The organism is Ruegeria sp. CDSA079, from assembly GCF_059612245.1.
The window spans coordinates 393,249-413,779 of sequence record NZ_JBXWQF010000001.1 but is presented as its reverse complement, the minus strand read 5'-3'; the positions used below and the strand labels follow the sequence as shown (position 1 = coordinate 413,779).

The window sequence follows — 20,531 nt, the reverse complement described above, 5'->3', positions numbered from 1 at the left end:
AGATCAGACATGTTCACCGCTCAGTTTTAGAACCGTGAATCATGCTGCAAAACGAAAATCAATGGGTCCTGACCCTAGATAGGGACAGCCTTTCACCGAATATACTCGAAATTTGCTGTTCATAGTTTAGGCAGTTAGCTTGAAAAATACCTATCCAACTTTCGTCATGCGGACCTAATACAGTGTGTTCAGTTGCGTCTCGAATCTTTATTAGCGCGCTTATGTTCTTTTTGACACCATCTGTGAATGGACAGTCCTTACTCTTAACAAAATCGTTTAAGGAAACAGCTTTTCCATCCCTCCTAGTTAATGGCATTCCATTTCTTTCAGAATACTCGAGCATTAAGTATGTCCAAGCAATGTTTGCTAAAACGGAAAAATTTTCTGCTCTAAATTGAAAAGATGGATTGTTAAAAACACTAACCGCAAGTTTCATCGCTTCTCTGGACTTAATAAGCCTTTCATCAACAAATGGGTTCAGCCCAGTTTTGAGATCAAAAGACCTTTTAAACCTTTGAAACTCGTCAAACCGGTCCTTTGAGCAAGGATTAATACTAGGATCATTCTTTACGTCGGAAATCCTTGCAAAGTTGATTGTCGCAGGTCGTTCAAGGTTAATGAGAGCTTGAATATCTTGATTGGTCCAGTCTTTTGAAAGTAAAAATTTTACAATCTTCTTTTCTTCTTCGTTGAGACCTCCGGTGGTTCCTTGTTGAAACATTCATTCCTCTCAATCTACTAAAATATGGAAAATATCGTTCCACCTTAGGTAGTTATCAAGCGATTTTTCTCTGACACCCTGCGACTATGTGACAGGTCAATGGCCATGAATTCAGTATGCGCCAACGAACTCTCACTCCTCAATTAACAGTTCTGTTTTAATCTCTCACTTTGAACACCCCCTTGCCTAACCCGTTGATCTCGTTCACACTTACCCTCAATCCGTCATCAAGAACGACATTTGAGGTTCCGAGCGTCCAAGACCCGATTAGACCAACAACAGATTTCGAACGGGAGGACGACATGAAAACTATTACCTTTGGGCTGGCCCTGACGCTGCTGGCCTCACAAGCCCATGCGCAGCAGATGCTCAGCACCGCATCCCCCATTCCGGACGGGGCCGAGAGCCGGTTTTGCTATTACGACGGCATGGCCTATTCCGAGGACGCCTTTGTTCTGATGGTCGGCGACAACACGGTTACCAATACGGTCAGCACGGTTCAGGAACGCCTGTTGCGTTGCCACCGCGATAACGACGGCACTCTGAAATGGAAACCGCAGAGCACATTCTCGACCAATAACTGAGCCCTGCATCCGTGATCAGACGGCCAGCCCGATCAAGGCAACACCGATGGCCATAAGTGCGGCGGCCCCCAGCCGTCGTATCCAATTGCCTTCCTTGAGGAAGATGAACCCGATCAGCGCGGCAAAGATGACCGAGGTTTCTCGCAGCGCGGAAACGGCGCCCAGCGGGGCAAAATTCTTGGCATAAAGCACCAGACCATAAGCGGTCATCGAGACCAGCCCGCCAAGAATGCCCGTCATCCAAACCTTGGCAGGTATGTACTTCAGGCTCGAGCGCTTCTTGACCCCGACAAAGCCGGCAATGAACAGGTGCAGGAAAGCGCCCCAGGCCCAATAGCTGAGTGTGTTGCCCGACAGCCGAACGCCGATCCCATCCACAACCGAGTAGATCGAAATGCAAAATCCGGTGCCTACTGCAAAGCCCAGCGCACTGCGCCCCACACCCGAGCGCAGCGCCTTCCAGCTGCTCAGCTGAATGCCAAATGCGATAAGGGCAATGCCACCCCACGCCTGCAATGGCAGCACCTCACCCACCAGAACCATCGCCCAAAGCGAAACCAGTGCTGGAACGATGCCTCGGGCGATGGGGTAAACCACACTCAGATCCCCATGCTGATAGGCTTTGCCCAGCATGAAGTAATACCCGAAATGCACAACGGTCGAGAGCAGGATGTAGATAAAGCTCTCGGCGCTGGGCAAGGGCAGGACCATCACCATAACAGTCGCTGGCAACACGTGACCAAATGCAACGAGCCCCAACATGGTCGTGCGATCCGCCGCGGTCTTGACGATGGCGTTCCAAACCGCATGAAGCAGTGCTGCAGACAGAATAATGAGGATGACGAATAGGGTCATGCCTGGTCCTTTCCCGCAGATACTATGCGCAAAAAGGGTCTGTGGCCCTATTCACTTGGCGCGATCTCGGCCAAAAATCTGATTGTTGTCAACCCGGTTTCAAATGGGCTGTGTATTCAACCAGCTTTCGATTTGCTCAGCAGGCCCCTGCCAGCCTGGCTCCATAAACAGAAAATGCGCGTGGTCCTGAACCAGCAGAAAAGTTCCGCGTTCTCCGTAACGCTCTGCCAGGGCGCGGCATGTGTCTGGATTTACCGCCCGGTCTTCTGCGCCTGAAACGACCAGAACTGGGCAGTCGACCTTGTCGAACTCAACCTTGATCGCGTGATGGTCATCGAACATCCAGAAGAACATCTCGAACATAACGCGCCCGCTTTCGGCCCCCAGTTGATCGAACACGGCGTGTTGTTGTGCCTCGTCCATTTTATTGAGCGCAAAGGGCGCCATCAGGTCGAACTCAACCCGCATGGGCTGTTTCCAAAAGGCCCCACCTTCCATCAACGCACGCGGCACAGCGCGCTCATCGTCGGTTGCGGGCAAGGTGCCCCAGGGCGCATTGGGGTTGATCAGCACAATGGCGCTGGCCAGACCTCGCGCGGCCACCTGCTGCGCAACAACACCCGCAATGGCGTGGCCAAGCAGAACCGGCTTGCTGTCCAGACCCTGCACAAACTCCGCAATGTCGTCAGTGTAATCCAGCACGCTGGTCTTAGTCAGCCCAGGGTCAGGATCGGCTTTCGGGTCATCGCCATGATGACGCAAGGCGGGGGTGTGTACAGTCCACCCCCGATCACGAAAGAAGGTCGCATAATCCTGCATACACCAGGGTCCGGCAAATGCCCCATGAATCAGAACAATGTCTTTTGTCATCGACAATCTCCCGTGGCTCTTCGGTCAGTATGAACATTCGGTAAGATGTTACAACTGCGCGTGATCCCTGTTGCAGGACGCAGGTCAGGTCCTAAGATCGGGCTCATGAGTTTTGTGACCGACAACCAACTGCCTCTGCTGATTCTGTTTTTTGTGGTGGGATGTATCGGAACGGCATTTCTGTTCCGCAAACCGGCCGGTCATCGGGCCTGGAAGCTGGCCGATCTGGTCTGGGTCGTACTGGGCGGTATCGGGGCGTTGGTCGCTGTTCTGGCGGGGCTTTACACCTCGGACAGCTCACGGCTGGATCGTCAGATCGATGTGGCTTATGCGGCCACACTGGCCTTTGATCGTGACGCCGCTCGGTTTCGCCTGCGCTTTTGTGATCCGGCCTTCGACCCGGACACGGCCGTTTTATGCGAAAAGGTCGAATTCCTCTCGGCCTCGACCGCCAGCAATTCGGAACTTCCGTTGTTCATAGCCGTCACCAATGAGGTCGCCCCGCTTCAGGGCCTGCATTTCCTGTTCGGAGGTCAAGCCAAGGATGACATGGATGAAATGCGCAGTGCTGCCGCGAAAGCTGATGCCTTCGATATCGACCAGTTTCTGGTCTTCACCTCTCTGGACGACGAAACGCAAACCGCCATCGACAACATGCGCCGGAAAGTACCTGCTATTGCAGGGGACTACCTGATCCTGGCCCAAAGCTATGATGATCTGATCGATCAGGTTGGCAAACTGAAAGACGAGTGGGAGTATTTGCAGGCCAACGCTCATATTCTGGTTCTTCAAATCGTGGCCCTGTGCCTTGTCAGTTTTGCAGCCCCGTTCCGGTTGGGAAAATCACTGGTCGAACTGCGTACGGCACTTATCGCCGATACGCCTGCGCCAGCACCTGCGGATCTGCTCCCAGAAAATAGCGCAACAGCGTCCACAGATTCCGAGTACCCCTCCGAAGCCACCCCGCCCGCTCATACCGCTCCGCGCTCGTAAAGGCTCGGATCTCAAGCAGTGTCATTCGGGGCAAGCGACGCACCAGCTCTACATCCTCCATCAAGGGTTGGTCCGGATAGCCGCCTGCGGCTTGGTAGACATCGCGCAGCACCAAAAGTCCCTGATCCCCGTAGGGCAACCCAAAAACCCTGCTGCGCAGATTGGCCCAGCCCGAGACCCATCTTGGCGCAATACCGTGCGCCCGAAATGCCAACCGGAACGCTGCAGGTGTGCCGCTGGAAAGGTGGGCGCTTACGGCCTCACTCCAGCCATGTTGCAGCACGGTGTCCGCGTGCAGGATCAGCATCCAGTCCCCACCGGCCTCTGCGCAGCCACGTCGTAACTGTCCGCCGCGCGACGGTGCACCCGCCACAACCCGGGCACCGGCCTCTTCCGCGATCTTCAGTGTTGGATCAGTAGACCCCCCATCGCTGATGATCAGCTCGCGGATCAGCCCGGTGTGCAGACCCTCCATCAACGCCTCAAGACATGCGGGCAAGGCACCAGCGGCGTTCAGGGTCGGAATCACAACAGAGATCGGGGCTGGCACGTCTGATACCCTCTGGTCTTGGCGGCGGATCTTCCTATATCACGAGGCCAAAGGAAATGACGAGGACCAAGCCATGCCCACCCGCCGCATCCTGCGCCTGACCGGCTCGGACACCGAAAGTTTTTTGCAGGACCTGATCACCAATGACATTCAGGGTTTGAATGACGGGCTGGTCTATGCCGCGCTGCTGACGCCGCAAGGCAAGTATCTGGCGGACTTTTTCCTGAAGCGTGACGGCGACGGCGTTTTGCTGGATGTGGCCGAGCACCTCGCCGATGATCTGATCAAGCGTCTGAGCATGTACAAGCTGCGTGCGGATGTGGCGATCGAAGGCGCCGATCTGCATCTGCAGCGCGGAACAGGTGCCGCGCCAGAGATCGCCTTGCCCGACCCGCGTCACCCGGACATGGGCTGGCGCATGTATTCCACAGCACCGGAAGAAGATGACGGCACCGATTGGGATGCGCTGCGCGTTCAACATTGCATTCCAGAGGCTGGAACTGAGCTGTCCCAAGACAGCTACATCCTTGAATCCGGTTTTGACATTCTGAACGGTGTGGATTTCAAAAAGGGCTGCTATGTAGGTCAGGAAGTGACCGCGCGCATGAAGCACAAGACCGAACTGCGCAAAGGTCTGCGCCGCGTCGTTGTTGACGGCACAGCCCCTGTGGGGACCGAGATCACGGCCAATGGCAAATCGATAGGCACCCTGTTCACTCAATCCGGGGGCCACGCGATTGCCTACCTGCGTTTTGACCGCGCAGATGGTGAAATGCAGGCGGGCGAGGCCACGGTGCGATTGACGGACTAAGCGCCGCTTGTTGCCTAATCAGCACGACCACATCGTCGACACATATCGCCAAGTTTGAACCTGTTCCCCAGCCCTGCCAAACTGCGGGAAACAGGACAAACTGGATACACCCATGTTTCGACTATATTCCGCGATCTGGCGCGCCAGTTCCGGACGGCAGATCGTTCTTATCGTGCTGTCCATCGCCATTGCTGCCCTGGCCGCCGTTCCCCTTGAGTTTCAGCGCGACATCGTCAACCACCTAACAACTGAAGATGTGGGCACTGAGAAGCTGATCCAGCTGGGTATCGGCATGATGGCCGTTATCCTGCTGAGCCTTGTGCTGAAATGGATCCTTGGATACCGGGCTGGCACCTTGGGTGAAGACATGATCCGGCTTATCCGGCAGCGTTTGCTGTGGCGTTCAACCGACCTGAAAGAAACCGGTGAGGACCTACGCAAAGGCACCATGACCACGGCCATTTCCGCCGAGGCCGAAGAGTTGGGGAAATTCGCAGGGGGCGCATTCTCGGATCCGGTGGTTCAGATCGGTACGTTGATCAGCGTGATCGGATATATCTCATCCACGCAACCCGGTTTGGGGCTAATCGCCTTCTCGATGATCGTGCCGCAAATCATCATCGTTTTGGTCTCGCAACGCAAAGTGAACATTTTCGTAGCAGAACGTGTCCGTATCCTGCGCAGCGCCACGGACCGGCTGACGACCGAGGACATCGAAGCCGTCGAGCGGGACATCAACACCATGTTTGACGACATCTATGTCACGCGGCGAAGGATGTTCCTGTGGAAGCTGTCGGCCAAGTTTCTGCTAAGCGTAATCAACGGCGCCGGTACCGTCGGCATTCTGATGCTGGGCGGTTATCTGGTATTGCAGGGAAAAACGGATGTGGGCACCGTGGTGGCGGCCACCAGTGGGCTCAGCCGAATTCAGGGCCCGACCGCATTTCTGATCGCATTCTATCGTCAGGTCAGCGCCAATCGCATCAAATATGAGCTGATGCTGGAACTGTTTGGCCCCGATCCGACACGCTATCGTTACCGCCCCACCGCTTAAAAAAAGACCGCGCAGCGGGCGCCTGCACGGTCTCTTGCCAATAGTTCCAAACGTCACGCGCGTTCGGAATAGTCCATCGTTTCCGTGTTTACGATAATCATTTCATCCTGACCGATGAAAGGCGGCACCATAACTTTCATGCCATTGTCCAGAATCGCAGGCTTGAACGAATTTGCCGCGGTCTGACCTTTGACAACAGGCTCGGTCTCGACAATCTTGCAGGTCACTTTCTGCGGCAGCGTCGCGTTCAGCGCCTCGCTTTCGTAGAATTCAACAACGATGGTCATGCCATCCTGCAGGAACGGACGACGTTCACCCAGCAAATCTGCCGGCAATTCAATCTGTTCGTAGGTCTCTGTATCCATGAACACCAGCATCCCGTCGGATTCGTAAAGGAATTGCTGGTCTTTCTGTTCCAGGCGGACGCGCTCAACCTTGTCCGCTGACCGGAAGCGTTCGTTCAATTTCGAGCCATTGCGCAGGTTGCGCAGTTCGACCTGGGCAAACGCACCGCCTTTGCCCGGCTTTACATGGTCTACCTTGACCGCTGCCCACAGGCCGTCGTTATGCTCAAGCACATTGCCGGGGCGAATTTCGTTCCCATTTATCTTGGGCATTACATAAATCCTTCACAAACGGTTGATGCATCAGTTGCGGCCCCTATATCTGGCGGGACCACACCTGACAAGACAACGACACCTAGTGCTGCACTTGCAGCAAGCTATGCAAGTGACGCAACGCAACTATGCATTTTATCTGTATCCGAATCGCACCTAATAGGTCATAAGGACCCTCACGCCGAAAATGCAAGAGCAAGAACAACAAGGAAGACGAGATGAGAGATTTCGTTGACGGCACTGCCTTTAACAATGAGCAAGGCAATCGTGCGCGCAAACTTTTCGCGGCCGTTGTGTTGGCTGCACTTGATGATGCCATCGCCGATGACAAGAAATACGGCAATGGCCCCGAACAAATCGCCCGCTGGGCGCGTTCGCGCGATGGGCGCGAAGTGCTGTCCTGCGCAGGTATTGACCCGAATGAACGGGTTGTCAGCGGACTGATGGAGTTCGTTGGCCGTGGCGTGCGCACCTCGGTCGCTTTGTCGCGCGAAGAAAGCGAGCGTCGTAATGCCGCTCAGCAAGCTGAAGCCGCCTGATCCCAGGCGATTTCGCACCAGAAAAAACGCGCTCTGACAGGCAGAGCGCGTTTTTCTTTGCCGTGTCATGCAATTCGCGCGCCTAGAAAAACAACAGCCACTGTCGCGCCACCCAGATTTCAGCCGCCAGCATCGAGCCAAACAGGGCCCTGCCCCAAACTGACAGGCCGCGCTGCCACAGCACAACATAGGCTGCCAAACACACTGACGCGGAAACCGGTGCCACCCACAAGGCATGATGGGCGCTGTCCCAATAGCTGACAGGGCTGTGAAACACCCAATCGCTCAGCGGCCAGAACTGGGGTCGTCCGTCCCCGGCGTGCAGCACAAAATCTGTCGCCAAATGCAACAGACCTGCCGCAGCCCCGACAGCAACAAAATGCCAACCGCGCCACACTGCCAATAACAGTGCGCTCCCCCAAAGGATAAAGGAGTTGTCGATGGCAAAGACGGTCTGCCAGGTCTGTGAATAGTAGAGTTGCCCAAAGACCACCTGTTCCGGAATGCCCAAAACAAACAGCGACACCCCCACCATGAGATACAGGGACAGATCCGGCAGTACCGCCCCCAGCAATGCCGCCAACAGGATACGCCCCTGCGGAGGCCGGGCAAAAGCAGCGGCCCCGATCAAAAGATGCGCTGGCGTGTTCATCCGGGGCTTTCCCTTTTGGTTCAAATCAGGTCATCTGCGCCCCGACATATAGGAGACAAACCATGGTTCGCGCCATCATGATTCAAGGTACCGGCAGCAACGTCGGAAAATCGGTGCTGGTGGCCGGGCTTGCGCGGGCCTTTACACGGCGGGGTATGCGGGTTGCTCCGTTCAAGCCACAGAACATGTCGAACAATGCGGCTGTCACCGAGAACGGGGGCGAGATCGGCCGTGCGCAAGCGCTTCAGGCCCGGGCGGCGCGGAGGGCGACCCATACCGACATGAACCCCATTTTGCTGAAACCTGAAACGGACACCGGCGCCCAGATCATCGTTCAGGGACAACGTGCGGGCACGATGAAGGCCGGGGATTACCGCAAGGACAAGTCCAAGCTGCTGGGGGCTGCGCTGGAAAGCTTTGACCGGCTTTGCGCGGATGCTGACCTGGTTTTGATCGAGGGCGCGGGAAGCCCAGCTGAAACCAATCTGCGCAAAGGTGATATCGCCAACATGGGCTTTGCCTGTGCAGCAGATGTTCCGGTGGTTCTTGTTGGCGACATCCATCGTGGCGGTGTGATCGCACAGATCGTCGGCACTCAGGCTGTGCTGGAAGGCGGCGATCTGGCACAGATCCGGGGCTTTGCCGTCAACAGGTTCAAGGGGGATGTGTCCTTGTTCGACGAGGGGCGCGATGACATCGCCACCCGCACAGGTTGGCCCTGTCTGGGCGTGGTTCCATGGTTTCAAGACGCGTGGAAATTGCCTGCCGAGGATATGATGGACATTCGCTCTCATACTGGTGGCGGGTGCAAGGTCGTTGTGCCTCAGCTTGAACGCATGGCCAATTTCGACGACCTCGACCCGCTATCGGCTGAGCCCGGCGTAAGTGTCGAGATCATTCCCGCAGGACGTCCCCTGCCCGGTGACGCCGATCTGGTTCTGCTGCCCGGCAGCAAATCCACCATCGCAGACCTGACATATTTCAGGGCGCAGGGGTGGGATATCGACCTCTATGGCCATGTGCGCCGGGGTGGGCATGTTCTGGGGCTGTGCGGTGGGTACCAGATGCTGGGCAAAAGCATTTCCGACCCTGATGGTGTCGACGGAAGACCGGGCAAGGTCGATGGGCTGGGTTTACTGGACGTTGACACCGTCATGGGCGGGCAAAAACACGTTATCCTGCGATCAGCCCATGCCCTGCCCGACCGGAATCCAGTCAGCGGGTACGAAATCCACATGGGTCATACCGATGGCCCTGATCGCGCCCGCGCATGGCTGGAGGTTGAAGGCAAGCCGGAAGGTGCTGCCAGCGCCAATGGACGGATCAAAGGCAGCTATCTGCACGGCATCTTTTCGTCCGACACGTTCCGGACGCACTATCTTTCAAAACTGGGCGTGACCTCGGACGTCGCTTACGAGGACGGCGTAGAACAGGCGTTGGACGATCTGGCCGACCATCTTGAGCACCACATGGATCTTGATCTGCTGCTGAGCCTTGCCCAGTCACCTCAGCGCGGCTGAGCTTTAGCCCAGCTCTTTTGCGGCCAGAGCACGTGCGATCTCGCGCCGGACCATCTTGCGCACATTCCGTGTGATCCGTTCGCCCATTGTGCCCTGCAACTCTTGCCGGACAACTTCGGCAATCAGGGCGCGCAACGCCTCTTCATCCATATCGATTGTCATTTCGTCTTCGGCAGCCTCTTCGATCACCTCGGATTCAACCCGAGGCGACCGGATAAACTCTGCCTGAACGTGTACGTCTTCGTCCTCTGCGGGCGCATCGGCTTGCTCGACTTCGACAGCGCCTAAAGAAGCGGCTGCGGCGAACTCTTCTTCTACATTCCAAGGCAAAGACTGCGACGGCGTCCCGGAATAGGCGTCTTCGCTGTCACCGTCCGGCTCCCACTGATCTTCTGTTTGCGCAATGGCCGCTTCCAGCGCTTCGATCTTCGCGCTCAAGCTGGTTGCCGCATCTGTCGATGCAGCAGAATTCGGCGCGTCTGCCTCTACCTCATCCTCAACGGCATTAGCCGGTTTGCCCGCCTCGACGATATCGCAAGCCCGCAACAACATCGGCTTGGCCGAGTCGGAACTTTTTAGGCCCGTGCCAACAAACTCGGGAGTCTCATCGACCTGAGTCGGGGTGCCGATACGCAAAGCATCCGTCAGAACCAGCCGTCCCGGCTTTCTGGATACAGGCTGTTGATCCGAGACGGATTTATCGCGGTGGTCTTCGCTTACCAGACGTTTGACCGAAGACAAAACATCTTCGATCCCTGCTTTTACGACGTTATCAGTCATTGTTCTCTACCGCTCTATCCTCGGATCGAGTGTAGCCAAACAATCCCAACCTCACAACAAATAGTATGGCCGATCAGTCGCGACGCAATGCTTTGAGGACGCGATCCAGATCTTTGCTCTGTTTGCTGACCTGTGCCGGCGCTTTTTTAACCAGGTTATAGTACAAGGTCGGATCATAGATCTGTACCGCCAACCCAAGACGTTCTGCCGTCAGCAAGCCCTGAGCCTGCAACAACTGATAAGCGGCGCGCGAGCGTTCGGTGCGCGAAGCAACTTCGGCCAGCTGCGCATCCAAAAGGTCCTGCTGAGCGTTCAATACATCCAGAGTTGTCCGGGCACCCAATGTCGCTTCTTCGCGAATGCCGTCGAAGGCGACCTGTGACGCGCGAACCCGCTCAGTCGAGGCCCGAAGGCTGGCGCTGGCCGCCAGGAACGCCGCATAACGGTCGGTAACGCCCTGCGTGATGTTTTTCTGCACATTCAACAGATTCGCACGCGATGCATCCCGTGTCGCCATTGCGCGCCGCACGTTCGCGGCTAAACGACCACCCGCATAGATGGGCTGATTGAAGTTCAGTGAGATAGTTGCATCGTTGATATAATCGTCGTTGTCATAGCTTTCGGACACGCCTGCATCCGCGTTCAGGCTGACATTTGGACCAAGATTGGCCCGCTGTTGCTGCACGATCAGGTCGAACGCGCGCACCTGATGCTGCGCAGACAGAATCGCCGGATGGTTGCGTTGCGCTAGGCCGACTGCCTCGGCCTCGGACCGTGGCAGGTTGGGCAGGCTCGGTTGGCCTGCGGTGCGCCCCGGCGCCTTACCGACAGCATTCACATATTCGGCCTGCGCGATGCTCAGTTCACCGCGCGCAACCGCGAGGTCCGCCTGCGAGCTCGCCAACTGCGCTTCGGACAAGGCGACGTCCGTGCGGGTGACTTCACCAACCTCAAAGCGGTCATTCGATGCCCTAAGTTCCTCGGCCGAAACCTCGACGTTGTTCTGACGGATTTCTACAGTCTCTTCCTGCAGTAACACGCCCAAATAGGCATTTGCCGCACGGATCAGAACTTGTTGTTCAATGTCGATCAAGGTTTGCCGGGTCGACAGTACAGTTTCCTGCGCAGATTGCTTGCCCAGAAGCGAAGCGCCACCATCATACAGAAGTTGGCCCAGCGTCAGACCCGTAAAGAACCGCGATGGTTCATTGGTCGTGACCACATTGGAGGTCCGAGAGCGGGTATAATCCTGGCTAACCTGCACCGTCCAGTTGATGATCGGCCGCAACGCCGAAAGCGCGATAGCCACATCTTCGTCCGCAGCCCGCAACAGCGCCCGGTTCTGTTCCAACAGGCCGCTTGTGTTATACGCGCCGATAAAGGCGTCTGTTATGTTATCTGCCCACGCTACACGCCCTGGCATCACGCTGATGGCAAGTCCTGCGGTCACCGCAAACGCCTTGACGATCTTACCTGTCGCCGTACCACGCATACCGAAATCCTCTCAAACGAAATTACACTGCCCTACAGGCAGTTTGCGGCCTTGTTTTCAACTAATCAAGGCGGAAGAAAAATCTATCGGCGGACTATAGCGAAAATGCACACTCGGCCGAAAAACTCTCCAGAACAGGTGCGCTGGCGTTAAACGCGTCACGCCAGCTGACCTGACCGCCGGACTTCCGACCGATCCGCACGGTGCCGAGGTTGCCGTCAACAAACAGACAGGCGATCCGGCCGTGTTCTTTAAGCTGATCAAGCAACGCTTGGGGAATTTGCTCGACGCCGCCTTGTACCATAATCGCGTCGTAGGGGCCGTGCTCAGCCACGCCCTGCTCAAGCGGGCCCACGTGGATGATTGCGTTGTCCACATCCGCCTCGGCCAGAAGGCTTTGCGCCTCAGCCGCCAGCGCCTCGTCACTTTCCACACCAACAACCAACTGCGCCATCCGGGCGGCCACCGCCGTGGAATACCCCATGGCCGGAGCGATATCGAGAACCATCTCATCATTGGATATGTTCAACGCGTCCAAGATCTTGGCCAGAGTCCGAGGCTCGATCATCGCGCGACCATTGCCCATTTCGATCAAATCGTCGACATAGGCCGCTTCGCGCTGCGCGTCCGGCACGAAGTTCTCGCGTGGGACGTGCAACATCGCGTCAATGATCGGGAACTTGGTGACATCAGAGGGTCGGACCTGTGTATCAACCATTGTGCGGCGCCGGGCTGCGAAATCTGTCATTGGATATCTCGTCTCATTCCCAAGGATGTCGGGCTTGTGCCACATCCTGATCCGTGCAGCAACGGCCCTGTTGCCGCAACCCGGTTGCGCCGCCTCAAAAAATGTTCACGGGATATCGCAAATTTCAATCTTGCCTTCAAAATTGCACGCAATCCTCTGGACGCCCCAGAGGAAAGCTGTTAAAACCCCACGCACACCACGGCAAGTATTTGATTTTACTTGAAAAGGCGAGTTGGCGGAGTGGTGACGCAGCGGATTGCAAATCCGTGTACACCGGTTCGATTCCGGTACTCGCCTCCACAACATCTTGTATATTTTGGCCGATTAGCGTCCATCAACACAAGATGTAGTCGCGTAATTTTCGTGCACAACTCGTACACAGTCCGCGTGCAGATTCGACTGCATTTTGAGACCTTTTGCCGTATACTGAGAAAAAACAGGCAACTAGGCGAAGCAGCACGCGATGAGCTACGGCGTTACTACTGTAAATGTGCACAAAAAACTGAAGCTGGATAAGCGCCAGGGCAGCGAAAATTGGTACGTGCGGCTGACTTTGGACAACGGCAAACGTGTTGTGAAAAGCACAAAGACGGACGACTTAGAGGAAGCCAAAGAGCGCGCAATTGAATTGTACCACGAGACCAAGGCGCGCATTAAAAACAACCTCCCTGCACAAACACGCAAATTCAAGCATGTTGCCTCGTATACCATCAAGCGCATGCAAGAGGCTTTGGAGAATGGGACGGGCAAACAAGCTTACAAAGACTACATCTTGTCCGTCGTCAGAGATTTTGGGACAGATGGCGCTCTGATCTAAGAGAGAGCGTGGCTCATCTGGTTGGATTGATTATGCGGCGGATTTGCGGTGAAGCAAGCGCCGGGTTTCGATGGTCTTTCGCTTGATCCTTTCTCGTTGTTTTAGAATGGTCTGTCCGCGTCCAAAGTAGACATCAGCGGGCGTGAGGTTTTGTAAGCTTTCGTGGTAACGCCGGTGATTGTAGTGATCGACGAAAGCATCGATCTGCTGCTGAAGGTCACCGGGCAGATAGTAGTTTTCCAGCAAGATGCGGTTCTTGAGAGTCTGGTGCCAGCGCTCGATCTTGCCTTGGGTTTGCGGATGGTATGGCGCGCCTCGAACATGATCCATTTTCTGATCTTCCAGCCATTCGGCAAGCTCACCAGAGATGTAGCTGGACCCGTTGTCGCTGAGCAGGCGTGGTTTGTGTAGAACCGTCACCTGATCGCAGCCCGAAGCCTGCAAAGCCAGGTCCAGCGTATCGGTGACATCACTGGCCTTCATCGTCGTGCAGAGCTTCCAGGCGATGATGTAACGGCTGTAATCATCGAGGATGGTCGACAGATAGAACCAGCCCCAGCCGATGACCTTCAGGTAAGTGAAGTCGGTCTGCCAGAGTTGGTTCGGCCGAGTGGTTTTGTCCCGGAACTCGTCGGCCGCCGATAGAACCACATAGGCCGGGCTGGTGATCAGGTCGTAAGACTTGAGGATGCGATAGACCGAAGCCTCTGACACAAAGTACTTTTCTGTGTCGGAGAAGCGAACTGCCAACTCACGCGGGGAAAGCTCACTTTCCTTCAGGGCCAGGCCTGAGTACCTTTTTTGTATATCAGTTGTTCCGCCAAATCTTGGAGCGAACACCAATGAACGTATGCGTTTTGATGATCGCTCAATTGACGTCCCAGCTGTAAATGGTTCTGTCTGGATACAAGTAGCGTTGACTGACAGGCCAAACGAAATCGTGGCGCACGCCATATTTGGCGTTGGCTTCGATTCAGTCCAATGCGATAGCGTGGACGTGCGGCATGACCACCGCCGTAGGGGCATCGCAACTATCACATACGATATAGCTGGAAAGATAGCTGGCGTCGAAGTTGAACCAAGCAGCAATCAAACCCCAGACGCAAAGCTATTCTGGAAGCATAGACACAACCAATACTAAGCGGCATTTCACGATACAGTGCTTCCATCGCAACTCCAAAAGCCGTCGAAACGGCAATCCAACGAAGCCCTAAAACAGGTCTTTAGGTGCGTTAGCGCTGCCGTGCCGCACGCTTACCTACTAAGCTTTTTTCGACTGCCAGCACGCTTCACATTAGCGAAGTACACCGTGCCTGGGCGGACGTGCTTAACCCCTGCCGTGCAGCACAAATAGACGCCTATATCAAAGTGGTTCATTTTTGCCTTTTTGTGCGGAGCATTTGGAGCAACGTTAAGAGTTGGTCCACTGTAATTCGCGACTTGCTGACCATCTATGTAGACGATGATTTGCCCGTCTGCCTTATGGGACCATTTGGCGTACACTTGAAAGTTCCGCCATTGGTTTTTGAAGTCACGCATGTTCATCAAGGGAATGCGTGCAATGTCTCTGCAGTCGTGATTTGCTGAGTCTCGCGGTGCCTGGAGACGCAAATAAATAGTGTCGCCTTGGCCCTTGCGTGTAGAGTGGTTGATTGAAGCGTGAGGACACACACCGCCCTTCCATTGAGTAAAAATGTAACTTCCCTTGGTCTGTGACCCTTGTGTAGGAAAGCTCGCTGGAACAAGCATATCCCACCCATACCAAGCCTCTGATGGTTGAGCAAAAATCCAAGTACCGTCGCTCTTTGCTTCCCTAAGCATTGAACGGACAGAACCATATGTACAGTCGCCCTTACCTGTACCATCGCCGTAGGCAGATGTTACGCAATCACCGCCATAGATCGAAAATGAATGGACACGTTTTGCTTTGATACCGTCGACTTTACGCAACCGCTTGTATGAATTTGGTAAATTGGATGCATCTTGTTCAAATCGCATGCCTCCCGCGTTTGATGAACCACTGAACGTCGCCACGGCAAGTGCCGCCACCAAAACTACTTGCAATATGAAAATTTTCACTGCCTCAATCCTCTAACTTTTTTCATTCACGCGAAGCACAAGTGGCTCACGCATCAACTATAAGTGCCAAATTGGGACTTGTTACACGCACCAGTCAAGCCCTATGTTGGAAGACATCTAACTTGCAGCTTTGAGCTTAAGCATGACAGGGATTGAAAAATTAGCACGTCTGAAGCAACTGCTACTTGGCATGGAGCGGGACTTAGGCATTGATGATTTAAGTGCCGTGCAGAGAAATATTGTGTACGCAGCAACGTTGCTGAGCGAAACTTCAAAAACGGTTGAGACGGAAGAACTGCGGCAACATGAATTGCTGAATGGTGTGTCGCGTAGCGCCTTTTTTCGAGCATTGCGAGAACTAGTAGAAGCAGGGTATTTGCAACACGCGCAGGGGCGACAACGATCTTCGTATGTCGTGTCGAAAGAGCTAGGTAGCTGAGCCGTTGAAAGCATCAAGCAACCAAAACCTGCTGACACCGTTTCTTATTATTTCGTTTGCGCACTTACTCGCATTTGGAATCTCAATTTACATTCTGCTCCCACTACAAGCCCAATACACGCCAGAGCTAGCACCCTATGCCAGTTTACTATTCCTTCCACATGGCGTCCGCATATTGTCTGCATGGATGATGGGCTGGAAAGCTATTCCTTTGTTCGCACCAACTGCCTTACTGACGCATTGGATAAACTTTGGGGCTGCGGGTTTCACAATGGCGGGGCTTGCTGGTGTTTTCTCTGGAATAGTGTGTGCCGCGGTAACTTTTTGGGCGCTAGCAAAAGTAGGCATGGACTTTCGAATAACAGCAAATCGCGCAGCAAACTGGCGAGATGTGATGGTAGCAGGTGCAATTGCCTCAGCAATCAATACCTTTGGAATGGGTTGGGCTTTTAGCCACAACACGGATACGCTGATTGGCTATTTCATTGGCGACGTAAGTGGATTGTTCGCATGTATGCTAATCCTCATGCTGGCTTTTAAAGTCATGCGCGAGACAGCTGAAAAGGCAAATAAAACCAACTAATTGCGGAAAAACTTAACGGTACACAAAACGGCACACAGCGAAAATTTTCCCGTACATAACATTGAATTTCATTGGTTATTTTTGATGTCGATCTCTTGCAAATCCGTGTACACCGGTTCGATTCCGGTACTCGCCTCCATTTTATTCTAAATCATTGACTTAGCCCAGTGGTGCTCGGGTGTGACACAAAGTGGGACACACCTACAATGATGCACTCATCCTACCTATCCCTTTCAAGACATGGTATTTATTACTTCCGTTGGCCTATCCCTACCTCTTACCAGCAAAAGCGGACATCTGTAAGAATATCGCTGCGTACTCGCTGCCCGCATAGGGCTGGTGATCTGGCGCGATTTCTTGCATCTTGCGGTCGGTTAATACCGGATCAAAAGAACGTGCCCCGACTAAGACAAGACCAAATCCGATCAATGGTGCATCGGTACTTCAAGACTTCGCTGGATAAATACCTGGAACGGCTGAACGACAAAGGCTTTCCAGATGGAGCAGTCAATGCGATGCAGTAAGAGATTGAAATCCATGAAAACGCAGCTGAGGGCGATGACCTACTGTCGGACCTATATCTCGACAGCGACGAGTTTTGCAAATTCTCTGACATAAGCACACGGGACTGGGACAAAAACGAGCCAGACCTTCGCCGGGAATGGCGAAAGGGGCGTAGAGATATGCTCAGGCGCGTTCTGGAAGCGGTAGAGCGCCTTGAACACTATTCGTATGATGGCGCCTCAATCGTGGCTGTACCGCCGCCTGAAAAGGCTCTCCCTACCTCTTCGCCACTAGGCAACGCAATTGACGACTTCATAAAGGAGCACGCGCGTCAGTGGGCTGAAAAAACAGTCGGCCAGAACCGCGCATACTTGAATATTCTGGTTGAGTACTTTGGGTCAGACAGGTTGCTGAGCACGATAACGAAGCAGGATGCGAACGAAGTCAAAAAGGTTCTGCAAGCCTTACCAACCAGTCGGAACACTAAACCCGGGCTCAAAGACATGCCTCTAACGGAAGTCATCAAGCTGCCGGGTCAGAAGACAATCGCCCCCAAAACAATCAATAGCCACATACAAATGTTCAAAGGGTTTTTCGATTGGGCTGAGCGGCACGGTTAACGCCGACCACGATCACAATAGAGATTAACGCACCGCTGCCCCTTGAGTAGTAACCCATCGTCAGTAGCCCGACGACAAAGATGCCAACCAAAAAATAGAGTACAGTGTTGTCCATGACGAAACCCGTGCCGCAATGACGTTTAGTCACAATATGATAGAGTTTCGCGTCATGTCTAACCAAGAAAAAGCCCCGCACTATGGCGGGGCGGTCACTCGTTACCCCCTCATCCCCCAAAAAACCCGCGTTGTTCGGAGGGAAACCAAGTGAACAACGCGGGCATACAGTTAGGGGTAAGTTGTGTACGGCGTTAATTGCACTTTGGATCAAAGTTCCCCGCGTCACCTTAATCTGGGATGATAGGCAACGCGGGGATTTAGTCTGACCATGGGACTGCCCAGACTAAATGGGGCATGAGTGTTACGGGTCGTTGCACTGGTTGGATCAATAGCCGGTACACCACCTCACCTCAGCGGGAGTTAACTCTCTAGACGCACCAAACATCAAAGCCAGCATCCATGACTTGGTTGATTGCCCTGGGTGTTGATGAACCACGGTACAAACCTCAATTCGGATTAAAACTTCCGAGAGCGGCTAAGTAATTGATCTGTATGTCATTAGTTTTGGCGGAAATTAAAAAACCGTTGGCCGTGAATCGAAAGCAATTTGACCCAAAAACACCCTAATCAAACAAACTACTTCATCCGCTTCATGGAAGGGTTTTGGGAACAATGGAACTAGTTGTCTTGGCCGTTGTTTTTGGCGGACTTTTAATTAAGGTCACTGGCTCAAGCCGCTCTATAGGTCGCACCATAGGCCGTGCAGTAGGTCGCTCTCGTCGGAGAAGAACCTCCCTAAAGCCGATAGTTCGACCTAACAATCGGCGATCTACTCTGAAGCCAGTTGTTCGACCCAACAATAGACGCCGCATCCACAAGCCAGCATACCCAATACCAGCAATGCCAAAGAGCATGATGCTGCAAGGGCGTGCATATGTGATAGATGGAGACACTATCAGAATAAATGGAACAAAAATTCGTTTGGCTGGAATCGATGCTCCGGAATTGGACATGCCTTATGGCCAAAAGTCCAAATGGGCGATGGTCGAAATTTGTAAGGGGCAAACCATTACCGCAAAACTTGATGGTGAAAGATCTTACGATCGACTTGTGGGAACATGCTATCTACCAGACGGTCGAGACATTGGTGCAGAGTTAATTAAACAAGGACTGGCTTTAGATTTGCCGGAGTTTTCTCGTGGTAAGTATCGCCATCTAGAGCCAGCGGGAGTGCGGCGAAGACTCGCTAACGGGCAGTTTGGGCATGCTTCTATCCGCATTCGACAGAGGACGACAATAAAGGTGAGCCGAAGCTGAGACTAGTAGCTTCAAGCACACTTCACCTTCCCGGCGGAACCGTCACGTGCAAGCTGAACGATGAACGCACCTACGACCGCTAATTGGGCGTTTGCTACGTAGATGGGGAAGACATTGACGCGGCCTCAATCTGTGCCGGACTTGCGCTGGATTGCCGCCGGTACTCAGGGGGCCGATACCGTCACTTGGAGACGCCTGAAGCAAGAGTTAGGGTTGTTCGAGCTAGGTATTATTAGTTGGCTTTGTTATGGCAGTACGGAGCCCTAAGCTGCCCTAGATCCCAATTCCGCATTTCGCACATGCAGCGGACCGCAATCCGAACAAAGCTGCCATTGTGAAAATCAGGTCGCTTCCACATCTACTAATATCCGGCTGGGTCGTTAGGGGTGTGTAGCAGTGTGCCTTCAAACGCGTCGAGATCATCAGTCATTTGCAACCAAGGCAACTTGCTTTGCTTATTGACGTGAAAAGTCGGTTTGAAATCTTCCGGGTTTTCGAGCGACGCAGCGTAGAGGTGCATACCACCTGGATAGTGATCGGCTTCAAATCCAATGGGTGACCCACACGTCCCGCAAAAGTGCCTGAAAACGCCTTTGGAACTTTCATAAGTACAGGGTTTAGCACCAGTCCACTCAAAGTTCTCTATTGGCACACCGAACCACGCAACCACCGGTGCGGCACAATTCCGACGGCAGTCATCGCAGTGGCAATAGCATGCCCATGTTTGATCACCCCGGTAGACCCAACTTGTTTTCTTACACAGACAATACCCACGCGTCGCCATTCGATTTTCCTCTAAACCTCCGAAAACATAGGACACAGGTGAGTTTTGAAATGGATGTTTCGGGACGTTTCATCAGCGGAAAACGTCGGAAATCAGAGTCGATTTGGGCTCGTAGTCGACCTTCGCTGCCTCCCGTGTAGATGACTGGAGGCAGCCCAAAGCGGACCTCCAAAACCGAGTTTGCAATGTCCGAGATGCGGACAAACCGGACTTTTGGGATTTCGCATGCTGGTGACGCAGAAAGCGTTCGCGCCCGCAGCAATGTGTTTTAGGCAATGCAGCGGACACCTATTTGCGAGCGTTTGCACGGGCATAAACCGGTAAAGTCCAAACCGCCCTTTCACTGCGGTCAGCACTGACCATCGTGGAGTGCAACGTTGCGGAAAGGATCGAGCTCAAGCCGAACCTTGATACAACATCAAGCCTGTCGATCTGTCCGAAAGTACTCACATATCAAGGCAAGAGGTACCGGAGGGCAGTATCTCAAAAAACAAGCATTTCTTAAATTGTACGTTTTTGTAGGATCGAACTATGTCCCGAGAGTT

General features: G+C 53.9%; 22 protein-coding genes, 1 tRNA gene and 1 pseudogene. 12 read left to right on the top strand and 12 right to left on the bottom strand.

The genetic code is table 11. The features are described 5' to 3' along the window. Nucleotides 1–58: 58 nt before the first annotated feature. Nucleotides 59–721 (bottom strand): DUF3644 domain-containing protein, encoded by a 663-nt coding sequence (locus tag AC2FJZ_RS02040; protein ID WP_496775902.1) that lies wholly within the window; start codon nucleotides 719–721, stop codon nucleotides 59–61. A gap of 302 nt (nucleotides 722–1,023) precedes the next feature. Here AC2FJZ_RS02040 and AC2FJZ_RS02035 point away from each other — a divergent pair, with 302 nt between their 5' ends. Next, a complete protein-coding gene (locus tag AC2FJZ_RS02035; protein WP_496775901.1) occupies nucleotides 1,024–1,305 on the top strand; it encodes a DUF1496 domain-containing protein in 282 nt (93 codons plus the stop codon). Between the two features lie 15 nt (nucleotides 1,306–1,320). Here the strand turns inward: AC2FJZ_RS02035 and AC2FJZ_RS02030 are convergent, their stop codons facing one another. The 3 genes from AC2FJZ_RS02030 to AC2FJZ_RS02020 form a co-directional block, all read right to left on the bottom strand. Next, nucleotides 1,321–2,160 carry an EamA family transporter gene (locus AC2FJZ_RS02030; protein ID WP_496667337.1) on the bottom strand — a complete coding sequence of 280 codons (840 nt, stop codon included), beginning with the start codon at nucleotides 2,158–2,160 and terminating at the stop codon, nucleotides 1,321–1,323. 99 nt (nucleotides 2,161–2,259) lie between these two features. Next, nucleotides 2,260–3,030, bottom strand: a complete 771-nt coding sequence (locus AC2FJZ_RS02025; protein WP_496775900.1) for an alpha/beta hydrolase — start codon at nucleotides 3,028–3,030, stop codon at nucleotides 2,260–2,262. Nucleotides 3,031–3,898: 868 nt separating this feature from the next. Further along, nucleotides 3,899–4,573, bottom strand: a complete 675-nt coding sequence (locus AC2FJZ_RS02020) for a TIGR04283 family arsenosugar biosynthesis glycosyltransferase (RefSeq protein ID WP_496775899.1) — start codon at nucleotides 4,571–4,573, stop codon at nucleotides 3,899–3,901. Nucleotides 4,574–4,646: 73 nt separating this feature from the next. On the opposite strand from AC2FJZ_RS02020, the gene ygfZ reads away from it, so the two are divergent. Beyond that, nucleotides 4,647–5,384 carry a CAF17-like 4Fe-4S cluster assembly/insertion protein YgfZ gene (ygfZ, locus tag AC2FJZ_RS02015; protein WP_496775898.1) on the top strand — a complete coding sequence of 246 codons (738 nt, stop codon included), beginning with the start codon at nucleotides 4,647–4,649 and terminating at the stop codon, nucleotides 5,382–5,384. Nucleotides 5,385–5,496: 112 nt separating this feature from the next. Beyond that, nucleotides 5,497–6,438, top strand: a complete 942-nt coding sequence (locus AC2FJZ_RS02010; protein WP_496775897.1) for an ABC transporter transmembrane domain-containing protein — start codon at nucleotides 5,497–5,499, stop codon at nucleotides 6,436–6,438. 53 nt (nucleotides 6,439–6,491) lie between these two features. Here the strand turns inward: AC2FJZ_RS02010 and efp are convergent, their stop codons facing one another. Next, nucleotides 6,492–7,055: an elongation factor P gene (efp, locus tag AC2FJZ_RS02005; RefSeq protein ID WP_050602003.1), complete on the bottom strand. Its 564-nt coding sequence runs from the start codon at nucleotides 7,053–7,055 to the stop codon at nucleotides 6,492–6,494. 218 nt (nucleotides 7,056–7,273) lie between these two features. Between efp and AC2FJZ_RS02000 the strand changes: the two genes are divergently transcribed. After that, nucleotides 7,274–7,594 (top strand): DUF6280 family protein, encoded by a 321-nt coding sequence (locus tag AC2FJZ_RS02000; RefSeq protein ID WP_037310273.1) that lies wholly within the window; start codon nucleotides 7,274–7,276, stop codon nucleotides 7,592–7,594. Between the two features lie 82 nt (nucleotides 7,595–7,676). Here the strand turns inward: AC2FJZ_RS02000 and AC2FJZ_RS01995 are convergent, their stop codons facing one another. Continuing rightward, nucleotides 7,677–8,246 carry a cobalamin biosynthesis protein CobQ gene (locus tag AC2FJZ_RS01995; protein WP_496775896.1) on the bottom strand — a complete coding sequence of 190 codons (570 nt, stop codon included), beginning with the start codon at nucleotides 8,244–8,246 and terminating at the stop codon, nucleotides 7,677–7,679. Nucleotides 8,247–8,308: 62 nt separating this feature from the next. Here AC2FJZ_RS01995 and AC2FJZ_RS01990 point away from each other — a divergent pair, with 62 nt between their 5' ends. Then, nucleotides 8,309–9,766 (top strand): cobyric acid synthase, encoded by a 1,458-nt coding sequence (locus tag AC2FJZ_RS01990; RefSeq protein ID WP_496775895.1) that lies wholly within the window; start codon nucleotides 8,309–8,311, stop codon nucleotides 9,764–9,766. A gap of 3 nt (nucleotides 9,767–9,769) precedes the next feature. Here the strand turns inward: AC2FJZ_RS01990 and AC2FJZ_RS01985 are convergent, their stop codons facing one another. The 3 genes from AC2FJZ_RS01985 to AC2FJZ_RS01975 all read right to left on the bottom strand — a co-directional run bounded on the left by AC2FJZ_RS01985 (nucleotide 9,770) and on the right by AC2FJZ_RS01975 (nucleotide 12,786). Continuing rightward, entirely contained in the window at nucleotides 9,770–10,546 is a 777-nt protein-coding gene (locus AC2FJZ_RS01985; protein WP_496775894.1) for a hypothetical protein, read from the bottom strand. A 73-nt stretch (nucleotides 10,547–10,619) separates the two neighbouring features. Then, nucleotides 10,620–12,038 carry a TolC family outer membrane protein gene (locus tag AC2FJZ_RS01980; protein WP_496775893.1) on the bottom strand — a complete coding sequence of 473 codons (1,419 nt, stop codon included), beginning with the start codon at nucleotides 12,036–12,038 and terminating at the stop codon, nucleotides 10,620–10,622. Nucleotides 12,039–12,132: 94 nt separating this feature from the next. Further along, nucleotides 12,133–12,786 carry a protein-L-isoaspartate O-methyltransferase family protein gene (locus AC2FJZ_RS01975; RefSeq protein ID WP_050601998.1) on the bottom strand — a complete coding sequence of 218 codons (654 nt, stop codon included), beginning with the start codon at nucleotides 12,784–12,786 and terminating at the stop codon, nucleotides 12,133–12,135. A gap of 226 nt (nucleotides 12,787–13,012) precedes the next feature. Between AC2FJZ_RS01975 and AC2FJZ_RS01970 the strand changes: the two genes are divergently transcribed. Next, nucleotides 13,013–13,086 (top strand) — tRNA-Cys (locus AC2FJZ_RS01970). A 163-nt stretch (nucleotides 13,087–13,249) separates the two neighbouring features. Further along, complete coding sequence (locus AC2FJZ_RS01965; RefSeq protein WP_496775892.1) at nucleotides 13,250–13,603, top strand: hypothetical protein; 354 nt, start codon at nucleotides 13,250–13,252, stop codon at nucleotides 13,601–13,603. Between the two features lie 30 nt (nucleotides 13,604–13,633). Here the strand turns inward: AC2FJZ_RS01965 and AC2FJZ_RS01960 are convergent. Together AC2FJZ_RS01960 and AC2FJZ_RS01955 are read right to left on the bottom strand one after the other, a co-directional pair. Then, nucleotides 13,634–14,389: pseudogene (locus AC2FJZ_RS01960) on the bottom strand (IS3 family transposase); the annotation flags it as partial. Between the two features lie 468 nt (nucleotides 14,390–14,857). Further along, a complete protein-coding gene (locus tag AC2FJZ_RS01955) occupies nucleotides 14,858–15,682 on the bottom strand; it encodes a heparin lyase I family protein (protein ID WP_170805333.1) in 825 nt (274 codons plus the stop codon). 142 nt (nucleotides 15,683–15,824) lie between these two features. Between AC2FJZ_RS01955 and AC2FJZ_RS01950 the strand changes: the two genes are divergently transcribed. The 5 genes from AC2FJZ_RS01950 (at nucleotide 15,825) to AC2FJZ_RS01930 (ending at nucleotide 19,202) form a co-directional block, all read left to right on the top strand. Then, the gene (locus tag AC2FJZ_RS01950) at nucleotides 15,825–16,121 is read left to right on the top strand and encodes a hypothetical protein (RefSeq protein ID WP_170805332.1); all 297 of its coding nucleotides are present in this window, start codon (nucleotides 15,825–15,827) and stop codon (nucleotides 16,119–16,121) included. 4 nt (nucleotides 16,122–16,125) lie between these two features. Then, on the top strand, nucleotides 16,126–16,704 hold the full coding sequence (locus tag AC2FJZ_RS01945) for a hypothetical protein (RefSeq protein ID WP_496775891.1): 579 nt from the start codon (nucleotides 16,126–16,128) through the stop codon (nucleotides 16,702–16,704). Nucleotides 16,705–16,910: 206 nt separating this feature from the next. Continuing rightward, nucleotides 16,911–17,228 carry a DUF6538 domain-containing protein gene (locus tag AC2FJZ_RS01940; RefSeq protein ID WP_496775890.1) on the top strand — a complete coding sequence of 106 codons (318 nt, stop codon included), beginning with the start codon at nucleotides 16,911–16,913 and terminating at the stop codon, nucleotides 17,226–17,228. Between the two features lie 159 nt (nucleotides 17,229–17,387). Next, a complete protein-coding gene (locus AC2FJZ_RS01935; protein ID WP_496775889.1) occupies nucleotides 17,388–17,828 on the top strand; it encodes a hypothetical protein in 441 nt (146 codons plus the stop codon). Nucleotides 17,829–18,785: 957 nt separating this feature from the next. Further along, nucleotides 18,786–19,202 (top strand): thermonuclease family protein, encoded by a 417-nt coding sequence (locus tag AC2FJZ_RS01930; RefSeq protein ID WP_496667346.1) that lies wholly within the window; start codon nucleotides 18,786–18,788, stop codon nucleotides 19,200–19,202. A 361-nt stretch (nucleotides 19,203–19,563) separates the two neighbouring features. Here the strand turns inward: AC2FJZ_RS01930 and AC2FJZ_RS01925 are convergent, their stop codons facing one another. Continuing rightward, the gene (locus AC2FJZ_RS01925) at nucleotides 19,564–19,986 is read right to left on the bottom strand and encodes a GFA family protein (RefSeq protein ID WP_496667347.1); all 423 of its coding nucleotides are present in this window, start codon (nucleotides 19,984–19,986) and stop codon (nucleotides 19,564–19,566) included. Nucleotides 19,987–20,531 lie beyond the last annotated feature (545 nt).